The sequence below is a fragment of the Wolbachia endosymbiont (group A) of Andrena hattorfiana genome (assembly GCF_947179565.1).
Taxonomy (GTDB): Bacteria; Pseudomonadota; Alphaproteobacteria; order Rickettsiales; family Anaplasmataceae; genus Wolbachia.
In genome coordinates, this window is the sequence record NZ_CAMXBT010000003.1 from 134,594 (window position 1) to 156,537 (window position 21,944).

A 21,944-nucleotide genomic window follows, 5' to 3' on the forward strand; every position below is an offset into this window, starting at 1 on the left:
ATATTACTAAATGCAGCCTACAGCAATGACATATTAGATTCGGGGAGTCTTTGGAAAGTCTTTTTTAAATCAAGAATTAAGAGTTAAGAGTTTGCCAGGCAATTCCTACCCTCGAAGGCCTTTCTATCAACACATAAAGACTCTATTGCATTATTTTAGATGTTTAGTAATCTTTAATTCTAGATCAAACAAATTTATAGCAGCCTGTATGAGGTAACTAGTTATGCACGGTAATATCTACCAGCTAAAGGTATTGATGCTATTTTTGCATCGCGGAGTGCTCTATCAGCACTCTTTTCGCTTAGGTACAGAAATAGAAGAAGCCAGGAAATTCGATGATTTAGTATTTGAATGTACCCAAGGTAGTAAGAAAGTATACCGCTTTTTGCAGGCCAAACACACACAAGATGAAGATAACAAGAAAATTGGAGTAGGGAACTTACTTACAAAAGATAAAAGTGGTGAATTTGGATTAGCAAAGTATTTCATTTCTTACCTAAAGATCAAAAATAATCAAGATTTTGCAGATGGTAACCTGAAAGATTTTATTATCTGCACTAATATCGATTTTGATCTGGATCAAAGCACAGCACAAAACACAGTGAAGAAGTTGAAGGTAAAAACTTCAGGACCAAACAATGAAGTAGAAATTTTAGTTGAAGTAATCGACACTAGTGATGTCTTTTTTAAAGACGGCGGTACTAGATATAAGTTCTCTTGTATTCATAATAATATGATTTCGGTAGTGCAACCGGCATTTGAGAGTGCTGTGGAAGAGACGATAGCAGAATTAGAAAAGGAGATAGAAAAACTTCAAAGTAAATCAGATCAGGATTCAAAAAGGAAATTGGGAAGAAATCAAAAGTGGCAAAACGAATTTAAACAAATAATAAAGAGCAGGTTAGAAGAGAGTATAAAAGAATTTTTTGATAAATTAGTATTTGCAGTAAATCAGCCGAATGAGATGAAACTAGCGGAAATCATTAAGAATGAGCTGGGCGAGCAATTTAATGATATTGACAGAAAAAATGTTTACGCTCGCTTCCAAGAAAAAATGCTAGATTGGCTAAAAGAAAAAGGGAGACGTTTTCTTACACATGAAGACGGAAGAAAATTCTTTTGCAAGATGAAAGAAGAAATCTTAGGAGGCTTTCGATTTGAGGTGAGAAATCCAGTAGGATCATTTACTGGAAGAAAAACAGAGCTAGAAAAACTGCATGAGTCAATACAAGAGAGTCAAGGTGTAGCCACAGTAATATCGCAACTGGTTTCTATCAGTGGGTTGGGAGGAATAGGTAAGACTGAGTTAGTCAGAAAATATATTGAAGAACACAGTAAAGATTACGATAACAACATTATATTGGTAAATGCTGCAACCTATGAAACCATGGTGCGGTCTTTTCTGAAGTTGGCTAATGAACTTTTAGGCATTCCTACAGAAGATAGGGATATTGAATCTATTGTAAGAGATATATACGCTTTTTTCGCAAAGAGAAAAAGTCTTTTTGTTTTTGATAACGCAGAAGAATATAGAAGTGAAGGTCAAGATGCTGGTATTATTCAATTTTTACCGTCCCACTTTTTATCATCTGATGATAACAAACCTAGTGTTCTGATTACTTCTCGTAATAAGAAATGGGGAGATATAAAACCATTAACATTGGGTACATTTACTGAACCAGAATCAATAGATTTCATTAGAAAAGCATTGGATGTAAAGGATGGATCACAAGAACATGAAATAAAGAATTTAGCAGAAACATTACAGCATTTTCCTTTAGCTCTGCAGCAGGCAGTTGCATACATAAAAGAAAGGGATATAGCATTAAAGAATGTAGGTTCGAAGTTTGAAATTGGTGATTACTTAAAGAGATATAAAGAGGAAACAGAAAAATTACTTGATTTTAATTTTCCTAAAGACAACAACGATAACTACACTGAGACAACTTTTATAACCTGGAGAATTACTATTGATAAAATCCAAGATAACTTAGAGTATGGTCAGCAAGCTAAGGAAATTTTGGATATCATTGCCTATATTGCTCCTGACAACATTCCTGTAGAAATATTTTTAGGATTAGAAAGTAATAAAGAAAAGTTAGGTAATGCTATCCAACTACTTAAGCAATATTCGATGATTAACTCAGGAGAAGAGCAAAGTTCAGTCAATATTCACAGGTTAGTACAGCAAGTAACAAGGATAGAGTTAGAAAAACAAGGTAAGGACAAAGTTGTAAAGAAGACTTTTGAATTACTGAAAGAAAGCTTTCCTTACGACAGTGATAAATTAGAAGATTATGCTAAGAAACGACAATTATTGCCGCATTTAGAAGTGTTCTTATCACATGTAGATAATTGGCTAACAAAAAATCCTGTAGAAAAACAAGCAATAGAAAAGGATTATCTTGTAGATTTGTTAATGTGGATGGATAATGGATATTCTGATTTAGATAATCCTAAAAGATGAAAGGAGTTGTCTGAATGGGCTTTAGCAATTAAAGAGAAACTCTATGGACCTGATCATTGTACAGTTGCTGGAACACTAGAAAACCTCGGTATTGTCCATGGGGATTTAGGTAACCCTCAGAAAGCTAAAGAATCGCTTGAACGAGCCTTAGCAATTAAAGAGAAACTCTATGGATCTGATCATTTTCAAGTTGCTACTACATTGGCAAACCTCGGTAATGCTCATGGGGCTTTAGGTAATTCTCAGAAAGCAAAGGAGTTGCTTGAATGGAAGGCTTTACCTATCTTTAAAAAACATTATGGCTCTAACCACCCTGAAGTTGCTAAACTACTGGAAAATCTCGGTATCGCTTATGGGAAGTTAGGTAATCCTCAGAAAGCAAAAAAGTTGCTCGAATAGGCTTTAGCAACTCAAGAGAGACACTATGGACCTGATCATTTCACAGTTGCTATGACACTGGCAAACCTCGGCAACGCTTATTATGTTTTAGGCAATCCTCAGAAAACAAAAGAGTTGCTTGAACGGGCTTTAGCGATTGACAAGAAACATTATGGCTCTGATCATTTTCAAGTTGCTACAATACTGGAAAACTTAGGTAACGCTTATGGAGATTTAGGTGATCGCAAGAAAAAAAAGGAGTTGCTTGAACGGGCTTTAGCAATTAAAGAGAAGCATTATAAACCTGACCATTCTGAAGTTGCTGAAACACTTACAAACCTTGGTATTGCTTACAGAGATTTAGGAGATTCTCAGAAGGCAAAAGAGTTGTTTGAACGAGCTTTACCTATTTTTGAGAAACATTATGGCTCTGATCATTTTCAAGTTGCCAAACTACTGGCAAATCTTGGTATTGCCTATGGCGCTTTGGGCGATCACAAGAAACAAGAGGAATTGCTTGAACAGGCCTTGCCTATTTTTGAGAAACATTATGGTCCTGATCACCCGGAAGTTGTGAAACTACTGGCAGAACTAGATGACATTTAGGTTTTTAGCAATACTAGATTAACAATGACTCATTTGAGCTACACTTCCAAAACCAATCTATTTGGATCTTCTATATAATTTTTTATTTTAACGAGGAAAGTTACTGCCCCTTTGCCATCAACTATTCTGTGGTCGTAAGAGAGAGCGATATACATCATAGGTCTGATCTCAATTGAGTTGCCCACTGCAACTGGCCTATTTTGTATTGAATGCATTCCAAGTATTCCAGATTGCGGAGGGTTTATTATCGGAGTAGAAAGAAGCGAACCGTATACTCCGCCGTTTGAGATAGTAAATGTCGCACCTTCCATTTCTGATACTTGTAATTTGCCTTCTCGTGCTTTTTTGCCAAGAGCAACTAAAGTCAACTCAATTTCTGCAAATGACATCTGATCAGCATTTCGAATAACTGGTACAACAAGACCTTTATCGGTGCCAACAGCAACACCTATGTCATAGTAATGTTTATATATGATTTCATCGCCTGAGATCTCAGCGTTAATTTCAGGGATCTCTTTCAGTGCTTGCACCGCTGCCTTTATAAAAAACGACATAAAACCAAGTTTTATTCCATATTTTTTTTCAAAAGTGTCCTTATATTTTGCTCTTAGATCCATGACATTTTTCATGTCAATTTCATTGAACGTGGTCAGTATTGCAGCAGTATTTTGCGATGCCTTCAAACGAGCAGCAATTACTTGTCTTATTTTGCTCATTTTTACTCGTTCCTCTCTTTGCTCTCCACTCACTACACTTTTTGGCAATTCGTATTGTTTTATTGCAGGCTGTTCTGCTTTGTTCATGTGGCCTATCACATCTGCCTTTGTTACTCTGCCTCCCATGCCAGTTCCTTTGACACTTTCTGCATTAATTGCATTTTCTTCCATAATTTTGCGAGCTGATGGAGCATCTTTTTTAGCAGAACTTTCGCTTTTATCTTCTTTTCTCGCTTCCTCCTTTACTTCCCCCACGGAAAACTTTGCTAACAATTGATCAGGACTTATTACATCATCTTCCTTTACAAGAAATTCAGTTATTTGCCCTGAAGCTTCTGCAGTTAATTCGAGTGCTGTTTTGTCAGTCTCAATTTCAAAGATCAAGTCATCTACTTTTACTGCTTCTCCAATATTTTTCTTTATTTTTACTATACCTTCCGTAACTGACTCACCACCAAGAGTTTTTGGCGCTCTGATTTCTATAATTTTGCTCATAAAACAACTTCCGTATAAAACTTTCTATAGATTTATACATGAAAAGAGACATGTAATAAACTAATAAATTCATTGAGGCTCTTATAGAAGTGACAAACGGATAACATACTCCCAAATGTCATTCCAGCGCGTGATGCTAGGCCATCTTGACACATTTCGCCAACCCCGTCTCTCGGCTATGGTATTGCTAATCAAACAATGACTATGCAAAAGACCTAATAACATGTATAATCCATAAATAATTTTTGAGGTAGATTGTGAAACTAGGTGTTAATATTGATCACGTTGCAACCCTCCGCAACGCACGCGGAACTTCCTACCCAGATCTATTGAAAGCAGCAGAAATAGCCATTGACGCTGGAGCAGACTTTATTACTGTACACTTACGAGAAGATAGAAGGCATATTAGAGATAAAGATGTATTTAACCTAAAAAAAAGCATTAGCACTGAGCTAAATCTTGAAATTGCAGCCACGGAAGAAATGCTTGAAATAGCAAAAAAGGTAAAACCCTATTTGATTAGTATAGTACCAGAAAAAAGAGAAGAATTAACAACCGAAGGTGGCCTGGATATCGTGAATATGCACAGTAAACTTTCTAATATAATAGAGGAAATGCATAGCTCTAGCATAAAAGTCTCACTGTTTATCGATCCAAATATTAATCAACTAAAATATCTTGAGAAGCTAGAGATAAAACCTGACATAATAGAAATTCACACAGGGGATTACTGTGATAATCCATCAGAGAAAAAGTTACAGTTAATTACTAATGCTGCAGAGTACGTCAATAAATTAGGAATAGAATGCCACGCAGGACATGGAATAACTTATAAACACGCTAAGAAGATGACAAGAATACCTCACATCTCAGCTCTTAACATAGGCCACTATTTAATTAGCGAAGCTGTATTTTATGGCTTACACAGCGTAGTAAAAACAATGAAAATGATAATGTCTAACTAACTGCTGCTTTTTCCTTCTCATTAAAAATACTTAAAAGAGTTTGGCTTGCTTTAAATTTTACCCTTGTCTTTTCAGGAACAGTCATGATCTCACCATTTTGGGGGTTACGACATTGTTTCTCCTGACTTATAGCAGTAGAAAATGTTCCTATTCCATGCAAACGTATTTCACCTTTCCCATGCAGCTCATCCTTTATTATTTTAATAAACGCATCATGAATCTTGCTCAAATCAGATTTTGTTATATCTATATTCTGACCAGAACAATCTTCCTTTAATTGTTTTATTATATCTTCTTTACTCATAAATTACCTTAATATTGAAAAATCACACAAATAGCATATTATGTTGACACCGATAGTCAACTAAATTCATCACAAAAATAGAGGATATCATACACTTTTGCAAATATTTGTATAATACTTACAAAAAAACACCACTATGAAATAACTATCTCTTAGAAAATTGACACTTTTTCCGAGCTTTATGTTGACCATATTTCTTACGTTCAACAACACGCGAATCTCTAGTTAAGAACTCACCATTACGTAATATAGAATGCAAATCTTGGCTTACACTACTTAAAGCTCTGCTTATTCCATGAGCTAGAGCACCTGCTTGACCAGATAGCCCTCCACCTTTTACAGTTGCAAATACATCATATTTGTCTAACGTAGAAGTTGCTACAAATGGCATTTTCACTATTTGGCACACTGACTCTCTTTTAAAATAAGAAATTAGATCGCCTTTTTTGTTAACACTAAATTTTCCACTTCCCGGCTTTATCCATACTCTTGCTGCAGATTCTTTTCTTCGGCCTGTAGCATATAAACGACCAAGCGAATCAACTGCTGATTTAATTGTCTTTTCTGACCAATCATTATTATTTACTGTAGAACTCTTCATTTTTACTCCATTACTTTTTATTTTTACGATTCAAAGAGGCAAAATCTATCTTTTCAGGTTGCTGCCCTTGATGCCTATGCTCTGAACCAGAATAAACATACAAATTTTCAAAGCGTCTACGCGCCATAGGGCCATCATCAAGCATCCTTTTTACTGCCATTTTTATTACACGCTCAGGAAATTTGCCATTTAAAATATTATCTGGAGTAGTTTTCTTCAAACCACCAGAATAACCTGTATGCTTATAGTAAATTTTATCTTTAAGCTTCTTCCCGGTAAAATGCACCTTTTCTGCGTTGATAATAATTACATTATCGCCACAATCCATATGAGGTGTATACTCAGGTTTATGCTTTCCACGCAATAGTGTCGCTACAAATGCTGCGAGCCTTCCTACCACTAATCCTTCTGCATCTATGACAAACCATTTTTTGTTGATTTGTTTCTCTTTTAAGAAAAAAGTTTTCATTGTAATTTAACTAAACAATAGTAAGCTACTATATACTTAATTTCTCAATAGTGTCAACAATATTAGTTATTGATTATTAAAGTAATTTATGTTAGTAATTGAGCTGCGCAACCAATATGCACAGGAAGTAGAATGTTTCGATTGATTATTACACTTGCAATCATTTTTGGTACTATAAGTTGCTATGCAACCGATGTGGGAGAAGTTATAAGCAAAGCGATCAAAAATAGCTCAAAAATAAAGTCTCAATTTTACCAATATAAAAGCGCAGAAAAACAGCTTAAGTCTTCTGGGTTAGCTGGGTTTTTACCTGACATTAATTTGCAATACAATTTCGATAGTAGTTTTAATCTTTATCCTTCTAATTTATCTGAAAAACGCCTGATATTAAGCCAAAGGATAATAGATGGAGGCGGCACCTTTGCCACATTCAGTCGATCAAGTCATCTTCTCAAAGCAGAAAAAATGCGATTTCAGCAATTAAAACAAGAGGTTGCACTTAATGCTGTGAAAGCATATGTTGGTGTTTTACAAAAGACAGAAATATTAAAGCTCAGAGAACATAAAGAACGCGTGTCTTTGGAACATTTGTCAGCTATGAAAAAACGCTTTTCCCTTGGAGAAGTTACTAACGCTAAAGTTTTGCTAGCAAAAGCAAAATTTTCGTCTTCTATATCCGAAAGAGTTGATGCTGAAGGTAAATTAAAATTGGCAAATATTGCTTATTATCATTTGATTGGCGAAGATGCTGATGACCTTTCTGAAGCTAATGATAAACTACCTTCTGTTCCAGAGCTAAATGAATGTTTACAATTAGCAAAAACCAATAATTTATCTCTAAAAGCAGCAGTTTATCAAAAAAGAGCAGCCGGAATAGAAGTGATCGTTGAAAGCTCCAAGTGGCTTCCTTCTTTAAATCTAAGCGCAAGCAAAAATTTTGGGGAGGACGGTATAAAATTAGACAGGCTGTTAGAAAATGTTCACGTAGTTTTTACTCTTGATGTTCCAATCTTTAAAAAAGGAGCGAATGCTTTTGGTGTCAGTAGAGCTAAAATGGATGCAAAAAAATCTACCTACGATTATTATGAAACGGTAAAAAATATAGAACAGGCAGTTGTAAATGCTTGGAATAATGTGCTAACAGCAAAAGCCATTATTAAAGCAAGTCAAGAAGCGGAAAAAGCAGCAGCTTTAGCATTGGAAGGAGTTGAGCAAGAGGTAAACTTAAGTTTAAAGAGTACATCTGACCTTTTGGACACTGAAGATGCATTATTTAAAGCACGTTCAGACTTAGTTGAAGCAAAAAGCAATTATGTAACTAGTGTTTATAATTTGCTTTTTATAATAAATAGTATAAATCTCTAAATTTAATGGTATTAGCACTATGCATGATGAACAAGGCAATCAATCTGTAAAAGATATTCTAGAAGATATAAAAAAAGCTATATCGGGTAAAAACGCAAGTAACGATAAAGCAGAAATAAAGGATGAAAATGATGATGTGCTATGCCTTGAAGAAGAGTATCCAGAAGACATGGAAGAAGATGGCAAAAAAGAAAATGGTAAAGAAGAGAACATTGATAATGATGACCAAAGTGAGGAAATGGCTTGCAACAATAACCAATTTAATGGCCATAGCTACAATTCAGAAGAAAAAAAAGATATTTATTTGTACGATAATATCCAAATGAGTAATAACAAAGCGAGTAATAGCGGCTTACAAGCGCAAAATAATGATCATCTAGTTTTAAAAGAGAATATGGAAGAGATCAAAGCGCTGCTTGGAAAAATGCAAAACGAATTGCAGCATAAACAACAAAAAAGAGCGAATCTTACTGTTGAAGAATTAGTTACATCTCTTTTAAAACCTCAGCTCTCAGAATGGCTGAATAAATATCTACATGCACTGGTAAAAGAAGTAGTTGAAAAAGAGCTCAAAGATATAATCAATAATAAGTAGGGTATTAGCAATAAAAACTAGAGTAAAGACGGCTAGAGGCAGAAAAATATCTTCAACAAGGTGGCTACATCGTCATTTGAATGATCAGTGTGTGCGAAAAACTAGCAAGGATGGTTATAGGTCACGCTCAGCATATAAGCTGGTAGAAATGGATAATAAATTTAAATTATTCCAAGAAGGGCAAAAAATTATTGATCTTGGTGCTTCTCCTGGTGGATGGTCACAAGTCGCGTCTCAGAAAGGTGCAAATGTAGTTGCTCTTGACATGAAACCAATGAACGCAATTAATGGAGTAGAGTTTATACAATGTGATATTATCAATGGGCTTGAAATTTTAAGAGAAAAATTCAAGGATCAAAAATTTGATGTAATTTTATCTGACATGGCGCCCGAATCTTGTGGTTTAAAATCGTTGGATCATATCAGAATTATGCTTTTATGTGAGGCAGCGCTCAATTTTGCAAAGCATTTCTTGAGCCATGGTGGCACGTTTGTAGTAAAAATTTTCCAAGGAGAATCTGATAAAGATTTTTGTAACGAGCTAAAAAAAATGTTTAAAACAGTAAAATATTTTAAACCAAAGTCAAGTAGATCTGAATCTACAGAAATGTATTTGGTAAGTTTAGGCTTTATTGGCAGCAGACCTCCTATATAATATTAACCCAGGTAGCCCGCAGAAACGAAAAAACTTCCTTGACAAACTCCGCCAGCCCCCTTATCATGAAACTGAAGCTATTTCATTTAACTTCGCAATCTGTGCAGATTAAAACGACAAGAAAACTTGTATTTGTCGTACTATGCTTAATTTTTTGCACGATGACACTCTCGCATATAAACTCACTACTTTCATTTGTTTCTTTCTCTCTATTTTCTTTTTTTCTCTTTATCAATCTCTCTATCAGCTGCCCGTATACATCCGATAAACGTTTATCTGCTAACTCATCAGGCTCATATCGACAGGTAACAGTTAATGTTCTTTTTCTCATAGTTTCTCCTGTAAATGTTTTCATAGTTCAGGCACTCCTTTTTTCCATAAATCCATTTATCAGTTACTCTTACGAAAAAGACGCAGCTGTTAACCTTCGTTTTGTTTTACTTTTATGCACAATTTTGGAAACACATAGCGCTATCTTTCATCAATTAAGCTCTCTTCCAAATCATCAAGCTCCTCTTTTCCCTCTAATGATCTTCTTTAGCTGAAGGTAATCTTAAAAATCTTGAAAGGCTTCACTTAAATGGTAATAATATTGGTAATGAAGGTGCAAAAGGGTTAGCTGAAGGTAATTTTACAAATCTTACTTTGCTTCACTTAAATGATAACAAAATTAGTGATGAAGGTGCGAAAGCTTTAGCTAATGGTAAGCTTACAAGTTTTACTTCACTTAACTTGGGAAAAAATAATATTAGTGATGAAGGTGTAAAAGAATTATCTAAGCTTACAAATCTTACTTCACTTAATTTATCGTTTTCATGTATTTTCCCATGAAATCGTACGTCTCTTGCGCCTTATCTTTATCAAAACAACTGTCTTCTCTTGGTGGAGAAAGTAGATTACTAATAGGAACTGACAATGCCTTTGCTATACGTTTTAACTTTTCAGTTGGAATGCCACATTTTCCTTTTACATACCTTAGCAGCGTATAGTATTCTATACCTGTTTTATTTGCTAAATCTTTTTGGGTATATTTCCGCTTTAATATCCAGCTTCTTATATTTTGTGCTATTTTGTACCTTATGGAGATAGTAGTACGTTTTGCCATGCCGCTAGTGGTTCCACAGAAATAAACTACACATTATTACACAGGTTAGCATAAATTTACTATGAAAATGTTGACGTTAAACTTCAAGCTCTTTATTATGAAAGATGTGAGAGCTCGATGGTAGGTTTGAGCTTTTGGCTCGTATTTTATTAGTCTCTCACACCAAAAATAAGTATTTTTAAAGCTCTTTATAGCTACTAAATTCATGAATTCATTTGCCAGGGTTTTTAGGTATTTTATAGCGTGGCTTATAAAAAGATCTACAAAAGGACCTCTAAGGTGCGTAGTAGTATTCTAAAGCCACCTATGGGAGACATTTTTTTCATCAACGCATTCAAAACTTAAAAAAATAAACTAAAAATAAAGAAGTTGAATATTTTTTCAGAATTATGTATAATTATCAATGCTTTTTAGGTTAGTTCGTTATGGCTCTTTCGAAGTTTCTCGATCCCAAAAATGATGTCGCCTTTCGCCGTATCTTTGGTACTGAAAAGAATAAAGATATCCTCATTCACTTCCTCAACGATATTCTGGGCTTTACTGGCAAAAATGCAATACAGGATATAGAGTTTTTAAGTACTATTCAAGACCCTGATATTGCCTCTAAAAAGCAAAGCATTGTTGATGTGTTGTGTAGGGATTCCACAGGAGTGCAATGCATAATTGAGATGCAGGTCGCTAAAACTAAAGGATTTGAAAAACGTGCCCAATACTATGCTGCCAAAGCCTATTCAAGACAGGCTGACAAGGGCGGTCAATACCATGACCTTAAGGAAATTATCTTTATTGCTATAGCAGATTGTATTTTATTTCCTGATAAGTCTGAGTATAAATCAAAACACACTATTCGCGATGAAGATACTAATGAACATGACCTAAAAGATTTCTACTTTATCTTTATTGAGTTGCCTAAATTTCCAAAAACCAAAGAGGATCAGCTTTCAAGTATTGTTGAGAAATGGATCTACTTCTTTAGATATGCAGATGAAACTAGTGAAGAAGAGCTAGAAAGAATAATAGGAAGTGATCTAATAATTAAAAGAGCTTATGAAGAACTAAATAGGTTCAACTGGTCTGAAAAAGAATTTATTGCCTATGAACAAGAGATCAAGCGTATTCGTGATGAACAGGCTGTACTCGCTCAAAAACTCGATGATGCTAAACAAGAAGGTAGACAAGAAGGAATCTACCGTCTTAAACATCAAGATAAAAATTATTGTTTTTTATCATAGCATTTAAACAAATGATGATTTTTCTCATTACAGCAACTAAAGCGACTTTGCCAGAGTCAACTAAACGCTGGTAAAATACTTTCATTTTTTTATTATGACGCATTGCAACCACAGCAGACATGTATAATGCTTTTCGAGCATAAAATCTGCCACCTATGACTTGGGCCTTGCTCACTTTCCTTCCGCTTTCACTAGTTTTTGGTGCAACTCCAACTAGACAAGCTATTTCCTTATTATCTAACCTACCAAGTTCAGGTACCTCTATGAGTAGGATACTTGCGGTTTTCCGTCCAACACCTTTATAGCTAGTTAGCAGTTTGCTTTTTTCCTTCAAATCAGGATCAGAGTTTATTATATCTTCTATGTCTTGCCTAATTTGCTCTAATTGTTTTTTTGCAAATTCTATCTGTTTTTCTATATATTCCCTGGCTTTTCCTGTAACCTTATGCAAACGACACTTATTTGCATGAACTTCATCGTTTAGATTGCGCTCAACTGCTCTTAGCTCTTTTAGTTCTTCTTGCTTTTGTGAAACTATGTATTCTATTACTTCGTCATTTTTTGTGATAAATTCAGCATATTTTTCTAGTAATTTTGCATCTAATTTATCTGTTTTTGCAAAGTGGTTGCAGGCTTTTGCAAATGCATACCCGATTTGGGTGAGCTCTGTGAACAGCTATGTTATGTTCTTGTAACAATTTTATTACAAGTTTCTCATAACCTCCTGTGGATTCTACTACACATAACTTAACAAATACGTTAGCCATTTTCGACTTTATAAACTCAGATATAGCTCTCTCTGCATTTTCTATACGCTGATGTTTATTGTTGATTGAGATATCAAGTGTTTCTTTTGAAACATCAATACCCACAAAAACTGTTCTAGCCATTTTTGTACCTATAAATATAATCAAATAATAATGTAAATGCTGTACAGGATTGTGATTCGATCTTTTAGATCCTCCTACCGTTCGTACTCCATTTTTTAAAGCTAGGAGTGTACTGAGATGCCTACGATTTCTATCAATCAATCCAATTGACAGTATCACTCCTTGCTCATTATAGTCTTGCGACTTTGATTTAATATACAATCCATTTAGCAGAGTGGCAAAATAGGTAGACAAGATAAACCAAAAAATCAAGAAAAAGTGAGTTTACAACAAATGTTGTCATGCAAGTAGCTGACAACATAGAAACGAAAAAACTTACTTGACAAACTCCGCCAGCCCCCTTATTATGATAGCAAGGGTATTTATGATTCAAAACTTGTTTTTGATCTGCAGGCTCAATGACAAAATTCAGTAAAAAACTCAGGGTATTTATTGGCGGATTACATAAAATTATAGCGGCTGCATGTCTTTTAAATTTTTTCTACATTCAGCCAAACCGCGCTTAAACTAAGCGTCAGAACATTATTATAGCGCCACTTACAGTAATATAGAGTCAAAACTCGCACCACGGGGCTTCTTTTACCTTTTTTTTCATTTGGTAAATTTCTTAATGTTTGTAGCTAAAGCAATTTAAGAGACCGAAAATGGTGTCATTCCAGCGCGTGACGCTGGAATCTAGTCTTTATTATTCAGCCACTTATTTAAAGTTAAGTTTTCTGGATCCAAGTAGTCAAGCTACTCGGATGACACCTTGACGATTTGAAGAATCGTCATCCCGCTACGTGTTAGCGCCGCGGCGGTATGACGGTCTGCGGCAGTATGACGGTTCGCGGTGGCATCTCGTCATCCCGCTGCTTGTTAGCGGGATCTGCTGTGGCGACATAAACTCAAATCATTTCAAATTTCAATCCAAAGAGGTATCATTATGTCAAACAATTTCAATTTTAAAGAATTTTTTAACCACTATGAAACAAATAGTACGTCAGATGATACACAAAGGTATTATTTGCTGTGGAAGTCAGTAATAGCGCAGGCAATGATCGATGCAGCAAGTCACTGCAAAAAAACAGAAAGCTTGGTAGAAAAACGTAAGGCGATTTCTTGGTTGTCAGACTTTAGTCAAGATTTTGTGCACACATGTATATTGGCTGATTGTGATCCGGTATACGTAAAAAACAAAATACAGCCAATCTTAAAAAGCCTTACTAGATAAAACCTTTTTATATACTCAATGAGGTTTACTCCTTTTACCGAAAAAAATATCATTCAATCTCCTATCTATAGTTGCCTCTATATCTTTGATTAATAGCTGCTTTATTATGTCTACTTTCCGCTTTGCATCTTGAGCGTGATGCTCACTGTTATTGCTGTAATTATTCTTATCACTATAACTACTGCCACTTGGTTTACTACTGTTACTGAACTCACTACCCTTTTTTCTTCTTGTGCTGAGTATCTGCACTATCTTTTCCTTTAAAAAAGACTTCCAGCCTGTGCTAAGGAACAACTTATAGAGAAAATGCGGAGTAAGGAATGCTACTAACACTCGAATAGAAATTCCATAACCGAGATCTTCCCTATTTTCATAATACAATTTGCAATATTGAAACAAATGGTAAAACGCATTTTTGAAAGAGCCAAATTCTACAGCATACCAAAAACCATTGCTGAGAAACATGAGCACAATGCTGGATGTGTAAAGATACATTGTGAAGAGAAACAGTTTCACAATTATATCTTTTAGACTACCTAATATATAATTCAATAATCTTAATTTATAGAAAAGTGATATCATTTCACACCCACTTCAATATGGCTGGGGTGGAAGGATTCGAACCTTCGCGTGGCGGTATCAAAAACCGCTGCCTTACCACTTGGCTACACCCCAATACTACTTACATCAATAACACTATTAGCCCAATTAGTAAAAGATTTATTTGCTTTTTCTATGGGCATCACAGCAATAGCTGGCTGATCATAAGAATGCATTGCTTCGATTTTTTCTACAATTTTATCAACTTGATCATTCTTGCTCTTCATAATTGCTACTACTTCACAACTATTACTAATTTTACCTTCCCATAAATACAGAGAATTCACTTCGGGAAATATATTTACACATACAATTAATTTCTCGTTTAACAATTCTTCAGAAACAGTTTTAGCCTCCTTCAAACTTGAAAAAGTTGTATAAATCAAAACTAAATTATTCATTAGAATCTACATAAATGCATTGCTATTATACTCCACTCAGGTTTATTCATCAAGAGAAAATAGATGAGATTTTTCTGTTATTCTAGCACTCTCTTCTGTCATTCCAGTGCCTCCTTCCCCTGTCATCCCAGTGCCCAGACACTGGGATCTCATTTCTTAATTTCACAATATAAATCATTCCAAATTGCACCTATTTGCAAGTATATAAATATAATAATTTTGCATAAAAACTTAGATCCCAGTGTCACGCACTGGGATGACAAGAGAGGGTATTGGGATGACAGAGGATAATGTAAAAACTCTAATTGTAAATTTAAGTCGACTATAGTCAAAAACAAAAAAGGATGTTACTCATTGAGTAACATCCTTTTGGAGAAGTTGGATAGCTTTGTTTAGTTCGTTTTCACAGCTGTTTGTGCAGCTTGCTGTTGAACGTCAGTGTCAACAGCTACTTTCGTAGAAGGCTGTCCCACCAGTTTGTTCAGATAACCTGTCTCTTTTAAGTCAGCTTGGGTTTTTGCCTTGCCATCTTCGTTAGTAAACATTGTATGTGTTGGAGAAGAAGTTGGTGAATTGAATCCACTATCAATAGAAGAGCTCTCAGGCACCTTTGGTGTAGCAACTAGAGTAAGCTCGGTAGTTAAGCAACTAGATGAACTGCTTCTTCCAAGACAATTAAGATTTAGTGTTGTAGGTGGCATTGCGCCTGATTCAAGAGCTCGATATTCAACTTCAGAAGTTTTTCCTGACTTTTTGCCACTTTTGAAAGGTGATGAAACCTTATCCCAAAATGAAGAAGGTGCTTTTACTTCTTTATGGTTTGCAGGATTTAACAATTCCGCTTCGCTGCTAATAGTACTGTCAGTCCTTACAGAATCTAGTGAACTGCTTTTTGACAAGCTGTTAGATTGTTCAGAGTTGTTTCTCCCCAGTAAAGAGAATGATGGTAATGAAAAAGACCTGCTAGGTCTAGCACTGCCTTCTTCAAACATGTTATTACGCATTTTAAGTGATCTTTTGAGAATATGATCTTCTTTGCATTTCGCAATAACTTCCTTAATTTCATCGTAATGTTCAGAGAAAACATGGTCGATGAAATTAACATTGCTAGGCAATGCCTTCTGTTTTATCAAGGCACGCAAATCTTTTTCACCAAAATGCTTAATGAAGTTCTTTTGTACTTGCCACTTAGGAGTATGCTCTCTCGATTCTGATTTTGCCTCCTCTGCTATTTTTAAATCAATTTTTAACGATATTCCAGAAAGTATATTTTTTACTAACTTAGAATTATCTCCTTTATCAGCAAAAATCGCTTTTAGTTCGTGCTTTATTTCACCGGCTTTCTTACGATCTTTCTCAGGAAACTTTGTCATTTTTTCTATAGCAGCACCTTCCTTAGCATGATTGTAAAATACAACTCTATCCCTTTCCTTAAAGCGTTTTTTCAGTGAATCTACACCTTCTCCCATCTTATCTTTAGCACGCACAGCACCACCTCTAATTTTTCCTGCAGCGTATGTTGACGCGTCCTTAACTTTCTCGGCAGTATATTTCGCCCCATCAACTGTCTTTTCTGCTGACCATTTGAGCCCTTTGAATGTGTATTCAACTGCTTTATAAGCAAAAAATAGAGTAAGGGCAACTATTGCACCTGTTGCAGCAACCGGTAAAGCAACTGCCACAAATGGAAGTAATGCACCAACCATCACACCTACTGCACCTACTGCAATCATTTGCTCTTTTTCAGACCAATTAGAGAAATTTTTTATATCTTTTAGTTTATCCTGCACAGTTTCCATGAAAGGAGAATTTTTTTTAACAGGACTTGAATTTGTTTGTTCACTGACTAACATTTTAAACCTCACTATTAATTAAATATATTCATATTGTACACCCTCGATTCTTAAGTTAGTGTTAATTTGGCTGTTAATGTTCATTTGTCTTTGAATAATTCTGCTTGACGTGTTTTTTGGAAGCGTAGAAAATTAGGTCAAGAAGCCGGAGTATTTATGAGGTGCATAAAAAGGGCACTCATCTTTTTGGCTGTTATAACTTTAATAATAATAGCTTTACTATTTAGGTATAATTCCCATTTTCACGAAGACGTAGTGCACTTAAAGAGTGACAACAAAGAATTCAAAAAAAAGCCAGAAAATTCTATAGAGTCGACCATACTACATAGAGAAAAGGAAGTGTACGATCATGTTTTCCATCCTGATGATTAATTTGTAAATAAAATAGCAATTTATGTTTGCATTTTCTTATTAAAGAAGTAATATTAGCGTATTAATTATAGAATCAATCATTATGTTTGATGAGAATAATCCTTGGAATTTGGGAAAGAAACCAGTAGGGAACAAAACTCCTAATAATGAAGATATTTTAAGTAAAGCTGTATCTGATGTAAGATTCTTTCTTAATGGATTAACCAGAAACAGGGGCAAAAAACCTTATTTCATCATTTTCATTATTTTACTGTTCTATGCTTGCACTGGCTTTTATATTGTCCATCCTAGTGAGGAAAGTATAGAACTTACTTTTGGTAAATATTTTAATATAGAAACACCTGGTTTGCGTTATCACTTCCCCTACCCTATTGGCAAGGTTTTTAAAGTGAATGTTAAGGAAGTAAATCGTGAAGAAATTGGGGTAAGTAATTCTTATGGGCGAGACACAGATCGCGGTGAAGGTGTGATGCTAACTGGAGATGAAAATATAGTCAACGTTAACTTCGAGGTTCAGTGGCGAGTTAGAGATGCTAAGGACTATTTATTCAAAGTGCGGGATTACAAACCCGGTTTCAGTGTTAAAAATGCTGCTGAAAGTGCCATGAGAGAAATAATAGGTAAAAACACGATCTCTTTTGCACTTGGTCAAGGCAGACCAGAAATTTCTAGAGATACTAGAATTCTATTGCAGCAGATTCTTGATGGATACCAAATGGGCATAGAGATTTTATCTGTTCAAATGAAAAAAATTGATCCACCAGAAAAAGTAATCAGTTCGTTTAGAGATGTACAAAGTGCTCGTGCAGACAAAGAGCGTACTATAAACGAAGCATACGCTTATAATAATGATATTATACCTCGAGCAAAGGGTGAGGCAATAAAGATAAAATTAGATGCAGAGGCATATGAAAATGAAGTAATAAATGAAGCAAAAGGTAATGCAAATCGCTTTTTATCTCTTTATGAGGAATATAGACAGAATCCTTCTCTCGTTAAGAATCGTATTTATCTTGAAACTATGGAAAATATTTTCAGTAAGGTAGACAAAGTTGTTGTAACTGATGATCTGAAAGGTATGTTTTCTTATTTACCTCTTACAAATTTAGGGAAATAACCATGAGTAGTAATATTAAAATTGTTTTTGTTTCTGTATTTGTTGTTTTATTGATTGTTTTATTTAATTCAATATTTGTTGTGCAAGAAACAAAGCAAGCGATAGTTATACAACTCGGTAAAGTTGTAAGAGATGTTAGGGAAAGTGGCTTATATTTTAAGTTACCATTCATAAACAGTGTAGAGTTTCTTGATAAAAGAGTTTTAGATTTAAGTCCTGATAAGATCCCAAGGGAAGTGATAACAGCGGATCAAAAACGTATTATAGTAGATGCGTATGCAAAATATAAAATAACAAATCCTGTTACTTTTTACCAGGCTGTGAGGAATGAATCAGGGCTGGTTAGAAGATTGTATCCGGTTATAGAAGCACACATAAGAGAAAATATAGGCAGATTTTCGTTGATTAGTTTGTTGAACGAAAAAAGATCAGAGGTTATGCAATTGATTCAGCGTGGAGTTTATTCTGAAGCTGAAAAATTTGGCATAGAAATAATAGACGTAAGAATTAAGAGAGCAGATTTACCAGAAGAAAATAGTTCTGCAATATTTCGCCGTATGCAAACTGAAAGGGAAAAAGAAGCAAAAGAAATTAGAGCAGAAGGAGAGCAGGCTGGGCAGGAAGTTAGATCAAAAGCTGATAAATTAAAAAGGGAAATTATCTCCAGTGCAGTAAAAGAATCATATGAAATAAGGGGCCGTGGTTATGCTGAAGCAACTAGAATTTATAATGAGGCATTTAAGGTTGATGAAGAGTTTTTTAACTTTTATCGCTCTATGAGCGCTTACAGTAAATCATTTGCCGAAAATAATACTAAATTTGTACTTTCACCAAACAATAACTTTTTAGATATTTTAAACAAAGGATGGAAATAATTTATGAAAAGTAAGGCATTTATTTTATCTATATTTGCATATTTTCTAATTGCGTTTTCTTCATACGCTAATATGTTTGATTGGAATGCAAAAAAGGTCGTTGATGCTAGCACTACTGCATGTAACTGTAATCAAGGACTTGCCGATTTAGTGGAAGAACTCATTCCTGCGGTTGTAAATATTTCAAGCGAACAAATAATCAAACAAGAAAGTAACAATAGAACTAAAATCCCTTTTATGCCAAGAAATAATTTCTTTGATGATTTTAGAGAATTTTTTGAGCATTTTGATCAGTTTTTTATGGATAGGGGCCCTAGTGTTAACAGAGAGGTGGTGTTGCTTGGTTCTGGGTTTATTATAGAAAAAGGTGGAACTATAGTAACCAATTATCACGTTATTAAAAACGCCCAAGATATCACAGTTACTATGAACGATAATACTTATTTCAAAGCAGAAGTTTTAGGCTATGATGCAAGAACTGATCTTGCTGTGCTTAAGGTTCATTCTAATAAAGATCTTCCTTTTGTTGCATTTGGTAATTCTGATACAGCAAGGGTTGGCGATACAGTTATTGCAATAGGTAACCCATTTGGTTTGGGTAGCTCTGTAAGCACAGGAATTATATCTGCAAGGTCCAGAGACATTAGTATCGGCACTATGAATGAATTTATTCAAACTGATGCTGCAATTAATAGAGGCAACTCCGGAGGGCCATTATTTGATTTAAATGGAAAAGTTATAGGCATGAACACCGCTATCTATTCCCCATCTGAGTCTGGCGGTAACGTGGGTATAGGCTTTGCTATACCATCTAATTTAGCTATGTCAATTATTGACACATTAAAAAGTGGCAAAAAAATAAAACATGGTTGGCTTGGTGTGCAAGTTCAGCCTATAACGAAAGAATTTGCTGAGTCTTTGGGTTTAAAAGATACAAAAGGTGCACTGGTTGCAAGTATAGTAAAAGATAGCCCTGCAGAAAAAGGTGGAATTAAGGTGGGTGACATATTATTAGGATTTGATGATAAAAAAATTGATAGAATGACACAACTGCCTCAAATGGTTTCAAGAACTGAACCTGGAAAAAAAGTACAAATTAAGTTACTTAGAAAGGGCAAAGAGGTCAATATTAAGGTTGTGATTGAAGAATCTGCAAATGATGGTCAAGGTAATAATCAAGAAGAAAATAAATCAACATCCGATTACATAACTGGTTTAACTGTTTCAAGCCTGCCAAAAGAATCAAAAGAAAGTAATCCTACAAAAGGTGTGATAGTTACTAATGTAGATAGTAACAGTAATGCCACGCTGCGTGGTATTAAAAAAGGAGACATTATTATCCAATTAGATGGAACCGATATAGAAAATACTAATGATTTTCAAAAACAAGTTGATTCAGCAGTAAAGAAAAACGGTAAAGATTCAATAATGTTGCTCATTTACCGCAATGGAAATCAGTTTTTTACTTCAATAAAGTTAAAGAAATAGCTGGCTTGCAGATTATTCTGTAAGGCAACATTTTGCGTTACTTCCTGTCACCCCAGTGCTCGACACTGGAATCTATCTTCTTTTTTTCTAGATTCCAGCTTCACGCGCTGGAATGACCCCGAAGGGTGAGCGTGGTTATGCAAGAAGTTCTCTGAATTTGTATAGCCAGAAAAATCTTCATAAAATTTACTTCTTCTAAACTCTTCAACTTTCTTCTCATCATTTAGTGAACCATGTTTAGCAAAATATTCATCTGTCCTTTGAATATATAAACGAATCAACTCAGGAAAAGTGTAACCAACTTCATTGGAAGATTTTAAACATGTAATTGGCAATTTGTGTACATCTTTATCAGCTTTTTTAGGATCAATACATTCATCATTCCTTCTTAATATTGTATGTTGCTTGAAAAATTCTTCATATTCCTCAAAATCTTCAAAGATTTCTTTTTTTTGGTAATCTTTCCCTCTACCGTTTTGCTCTATTCTTTCTATTTTTGTCGCAAGCTGCGCTGGTTATTTAATCGTCTTGTCTCCCTCTCGATTGAAGTACATCATGTAAGGAGTAATTGCATTGATAATTTTGTGTGTTTTCCAATGGCAACCAAAAATCTTTAGTACTAATTTGATTATCGGAGCAAGAAAAATTTTTAATTTCGCTATGAACCAAAAATAATAAAGAGACGCTTGTTTGAGTGAACTAGCAGCATTGCTAACGATACATCTCAAATGTATATCCTTATCTTTAAAATTTTTATGAACCTCTGCAGCTACATGTCCACCCAGGCAGTCTCCGAACAATATGATATCATCTGGTTTTATACCTTTTTCCAATAAGTGAGTTACAACTGCTATACCAGATTTAACTCTATTGCTACGTATCAATGAGCTGTTCCTACTTAAGCCAAGTCCAGGATAATTAAAGAGATGCACAGTAATACCTTGATCTGTAGCTCAATCCCAATTTGGGTATAATCTTTGCTAGATTTTAACGCTCTATTCCCGCCAATAAAATATATTAGATGTTTTTCACTTTGATTATTGTTTTGATCTATATTTTTACCAGGAAGCGTTATTGTCTGGATTTTTATCCCATTTCGAGTTTTTATGAACTCTTCCTTAGCGTTTATTCTTTCCGTTGCTGTCATACCTTAATTCTCACTACATCAATTTCATAATACAT

General features: G+C 34.8%; 23 protein-coding genes, 1 tRNA gene and 3 pseudogenes. 15 read left to right on the plus strand and 12 right to left on the minus strand.

The window, feature by feature from the left end:
• The first annotated feature begins 223 nt into the window (after positions 1–223).
• The 3 genes from OM966_RS05560 to OM966_RS05570 are packed head-to-tail and all read left to right on the plus strand — an operon-like array spanning position 224 to position 3,451.
• Positions 224–2,467, plus strand: a complete 2,244-nt coding sequence (locus tag OM966_RS05560) for an ATP-binding protein (protein WP_264329144.1) — start codon at positions 224–226, stop codon at positions 2,465–2,467.
• A gap of 6 nt (positions 2,468–2,473) precedes the next feature.
• Positions 2,474–2,866: a tetratricopeptide repeat protein gene (locus OM966_RS05565; RefSeq protein ID WP_264329145.1), complete on the plus strand. Its 393-nt coding sequence runs from the start codon at positions 2,474–2,476 to the stop codon at positions 2,864–2,866.
• A gap of 51 nt (positions 2,867–2,917) precedes the next feature.
• The gene (locus tag OM966_RS05570) at positions 2,918–3,451 is read left to right on the plus strand and encodes a tetratricopeptide repeat protein (protein WP_264329146.1); all 534 of its coding nucleotides are present in this window, start codon (positions 2,918–2,920) and stop codon (positions 3,449–3,451) included.
• Positions 3,452–3,489: 38 nt separating this feature from the next.
• Here the strand turns inward: OM966_RS05570 and odhB are convergent, their stop codons facing one another.
• Positions 3,490–4,662: a 2-oxoglutarate dehydrogenase complex dihydrolipoyllysine-residue succinyltransferase gene (gene odhB / locus OM966_RS05575; RefSeq protein ID WP_264329147.1), complete on the minus strand. Its 1,173-nt coding sequence runs from the start codon at positions 4,660–4,662 to the stop codon at positions 3,490–3,492.
• A gap of 257 nt (positions 4,663–4,919) precedes the next feature.
• Here odhB and OM966_RS05580 point away from each other — a divergent pair, with 257 nt between their 5' ends.
• Complete coding sequence (locus OM966_RS05580) at positions 4,920–5,627, plus strand: pyridoxine 5'-phosphate synthase (protein WP_264329148.1); 708 nt, start codon at positions 4,920–4,922, stop codon at positions 5,625–5,627.
• Here OM966_RS05580 and OM966_RS05585 read toward each other — a convergent pair.
• From OM966_RS05585 to rplM, 3 genes are all read right to left on the minus strand, one after another.
• Positions 5,620–5,931 (minus strand): HU family DNA-binding protein, encoded by a 312-nt coding sequence (locus OM966_RS05585; protein ID WP_264329149.1) that lies wholly within the window; start codon positions 5,929–5,931, stop codon positions 5,620–5,622. The genes OM966_RS05580 and OM966_RS05585 overlap by 8 nt on opposite strands.
• Positions 5,932–6,076: 145 nt before the next feature.
• The gene (rpsI, locus tag OM966_RS05590) at positions 6,077–6,532 is read right to left on the minus strand and encodes a 30S ribosomal protein S9 (protein ID WP_264329150.1); all 456 of its coding nucleotides are present in this window, start codon (positions 6,530–6,532) and stop codon (positions 6,077–6,079) included.
• Positions 6,533–6,542: 10 nt separating this feature from the next.
• A complete protein-coding gene (gene rplM, locus OM966_RS05595; protein ID WP_264329151.1) occupies positions 6,543–7,001 on the minus strand; it encodes a 50S ribosomal protein L13 in 459 nt (152 codons plus the stop codon).
• A gap of 132 nt (positions 7,002–7,133) precedes the next feature.
• Between rplM and OM966_RS05600 the strand changes: the two genes are divergently transcribed.
• The 3 genes from OM966_RS05600 (at position 7,134) to OM966_RS05610 (ending at position 9,616) form a co-directional block, all read left to right on the plus strand.
• The gene (locus OM966_RS05600) at positions 7,134–8,366 is read left to right on the plus strand and encodes a TolC family protein (protein WP_264329152.1); all 1,233 of its coding nucleotides are present in this window, start codon (positions 7,134–7,136) and stop codon (positions 8,364–8,366) included.
• A 19-nt stretch (positions 8,367–8,385) separates the two neighbouring features.
• A complete protein-coding gene (locus OM966_RS05605) occupies positions 8,386–8,961 on the plus strand; it encodes a PopZ family protein (RefSeq protein WP_264329153.1) in 576 nt (191 codons plus the stop codon).
• 76 nt (positions 8,962–9,037) lie between these two features.
• On the plus strand, positions 9,038–9,616 hold the full coding sequence (locus OM966_RS05610) for an RlmE family RNA methyltransferase (protein ID WP_264329154.1): 579 nt from the start codon (positions 9,038–9,040) through the stop codon (positions 9,614–9,616).
• A gap of 82 nt (positions 9,617–9,698) precedes the next feature.
• Here the strand turns inward: OM966_RS05610 and OM966_RS05615 are convergent, their stop codons facing one another.
• Positions 9,699–9,971, minus strand: coding sequence for a hypothetical protein (locus OM966_RS05615; protein ID WP_264329155.1), 273 nt, complete (start codon positions 9,969–9,971; stop codon positions 9,699–9,701).
• A gap of 206 nt (positions 9,972–10,177) precedes the next feature.
• Between OM966_RS05615 and OM966_RS07390 the strand changes: the two are divergent.
• Positions 10,178–10,231, plus strand: a pseudogene (locus OM966_RS07390) (hypothetical protein); the annotation flags it as partial.
• The gene (locus tag OM966_RS05625; RefSeq protein WP_405197155.1) at positions 10,208–10,447 is read left to right on the plus strand and encodes a hypothetical protein; all 240 of its coding nucleotides are present in this window, start codon (positions 10,208–10,210) and stop codon (positions 10,445–10,447) included. The pseudogene OM966_RS07390 and the gene OM966_RS05625, both read left to right, overlap by 24 nt.
• On the opposite strand, the gene OM966_RS05630 is transcribed toward OM966_RS05625, so the two are convergent.
• Positions 10,416–10,721: a helix-turn-helix domain-containing protein gene (locus tag OM966_RS05630; protein ID WP_264329156.1), complete on the minus strand. Its 306-nt coding sequence runs from the start codon at positions 10,719–10,721 to the stop codon at positions 10,416–10,418. The genes OM966_RS05625 and OM966_RS05630 overlap by 32 nt on opposite strands.
• Before the next feature lie 425 nt (positions 10,722–11,146).
• Between OM966_RS05630 and OM966_RS05635 the strand changes: the two genes are divergently transcribed.
• Complete coding sequence (locus tag OM966_RS05635) at positions 11,147–11,953, plus strand: Rpn family recombination-promoting nuclease/putative transposase (RefSeq protein ID WP_264329157.1); 807 nt, start codon at positions 11,147–11,149, stop codon at positions 11,951–11,953.
• On the opposite strand, the pseudogene OM966_RS07585 reads toward OM966_RS05635, so the two are convergent.
• Positions 11,916–12,843 (minus strand): annotated as a pseudogene (locus tag OM966_RS07585) (IS110 family RNA-guided transposase). The gene OM966_RS05635 and the pseudogene OM966_RS07585 sit on opposite strands and share 38 nt — an antisense overlap.
• Positions 12,844–13,768: 925 nt before the next feature.
• On the opposite strand from OM966_RS07585, the gene OM966_RS05650 reads away from it, so the two are divergent.
• A complete protein-coding gene (locus tag OM966_RS05650; protein ID WP_264329158.1) occupies positions 13,769–14,056 on the plus strand; it encodes a hypothetical protein in 288 nt (95 codons plus the stop codon).
• Positions 14,057–14,071: 15 nt separating this feature from the next.
• On the opposite strand, the gene OM966_RS05655 is transcribed toward OM966_RS05650, so the two are convergent.
• The 4 genes from OM966_RS05655 to OM966_RS05670 form a co-directional block, all read right to left on the minus strand.
• The gene (locus OM966_RS05655; RefSeq protein WP_264329159.1) at positions 14,072–14,521 is read right to left on the minus strand and encodes a hypothetical protein; all 450 of its coding nucleotides are present in this window, start codon (positions 14,519–14,521) and stop codon (positions 14,072–14,074) included.
• Between the two features lie 135 nt (positions 14,522–14,656).
• Positions 14,657–14,731, minus strand: a tRNA-Gln gene (locus tag OM966_RS05660).
• Positions 14,722–15,057 carry a divalent-cation tolerance protein CutA gene (cutA, locus tag OM966_RS05665; RefSeq protein ID WP_264329160.1) on the minus strand — a complete coding sequence of 112 codons (336 nt, stop codon included), beginning with the start codon at positions 15,055–15,057 and terminating at the stop codon, positions 14,722–14,724. Before cutA ends, OM966_RS05660 begins: the two co-directional genes overlap by 10 nt.
• A gap of 392 nt (positions 15,058–15,449) precedes the next feature.
• Entirely contained in the window at positions 15,450–16,910 is a 1,461-nt protein-coding gene (locus tag OM966_RS05670; RefSeq protein WP_264329161.1) for an actin-bundling T4SS effector WalE1 family protein, read from the minus strand.
• A 186-nt stretch (positions 16,911–17,096) separates the two neighbouring features.
• Here OM966_RS05670 and OM966_RS05675 point away from each other — a divergent pair, with 186 nt between their 5' ends.
• The 4 genes from OM966_RS05675 to OM966_RS05690 all read left to right on the plus strand — a co-directional run bounded on the left by OM966_RS05675 (position 17,097) and on the right by OM966_RS05690 (position 20,762).
• Positions 17,097–17,282, plus strand: a complete 186-nt coding sequence (locus OM966_RS05675; protein ID WP_264329162.1) for a hypothetical protein — start codon at positions 17,097–17,099, stop codon at positions 17,280–17,282.
• A gap of 82 nt (positions 17,283–17,364) precedes the next feature.
• Entirely contained in the window at positions 17,365–18,399 is a 1,035-nt protein-coding gene (gene hflK / locus OM966_RS05680) for an FtsH protease activity modulator HflK (RefSeq protein WP_264329163.1), read from the plus strand.
• A 2-nt stretch (positions 18,400–18,401) separates the two neighbouring features.
• Complete coding sequence (hflC, locus tag OM966_RS05685; RefSeq protein ID WP_010962867.1) at positions 18,402–19,274, plus strand: protease modulator HflC; 873 nt, start codon at positions 18,402–18,404, stop codon at positions 19,272–19,274.
• 3 nt (positions 19,275–19,277) lie between these two features.
• The gene (locus OM966_RS05690) at positions 19,278–20,762 is read left to right on the plus strand and encodes a DegQ family serine endoprotease (RefSeq protein WP_264329164.1); all 1,485 of its coding nucleotides are present in this window, start codon (positions 19,278–19,280) and stop codon (positions 20,760–20,762) included.
• Positions 20,763–20,809: 47 nt separating this feature from the next.
• Here the strand turns inward: OM966_RS05690 and OM966_RS07590 are convergent.
• Positions 20,810–21,909 (minus strand): annotated as a pseudogene (locus tag OM966_RS07590) (alpha/beta hydrolase family protein).
• Positions 21,910–21,944: the final 35 nt, after the last annotated feature.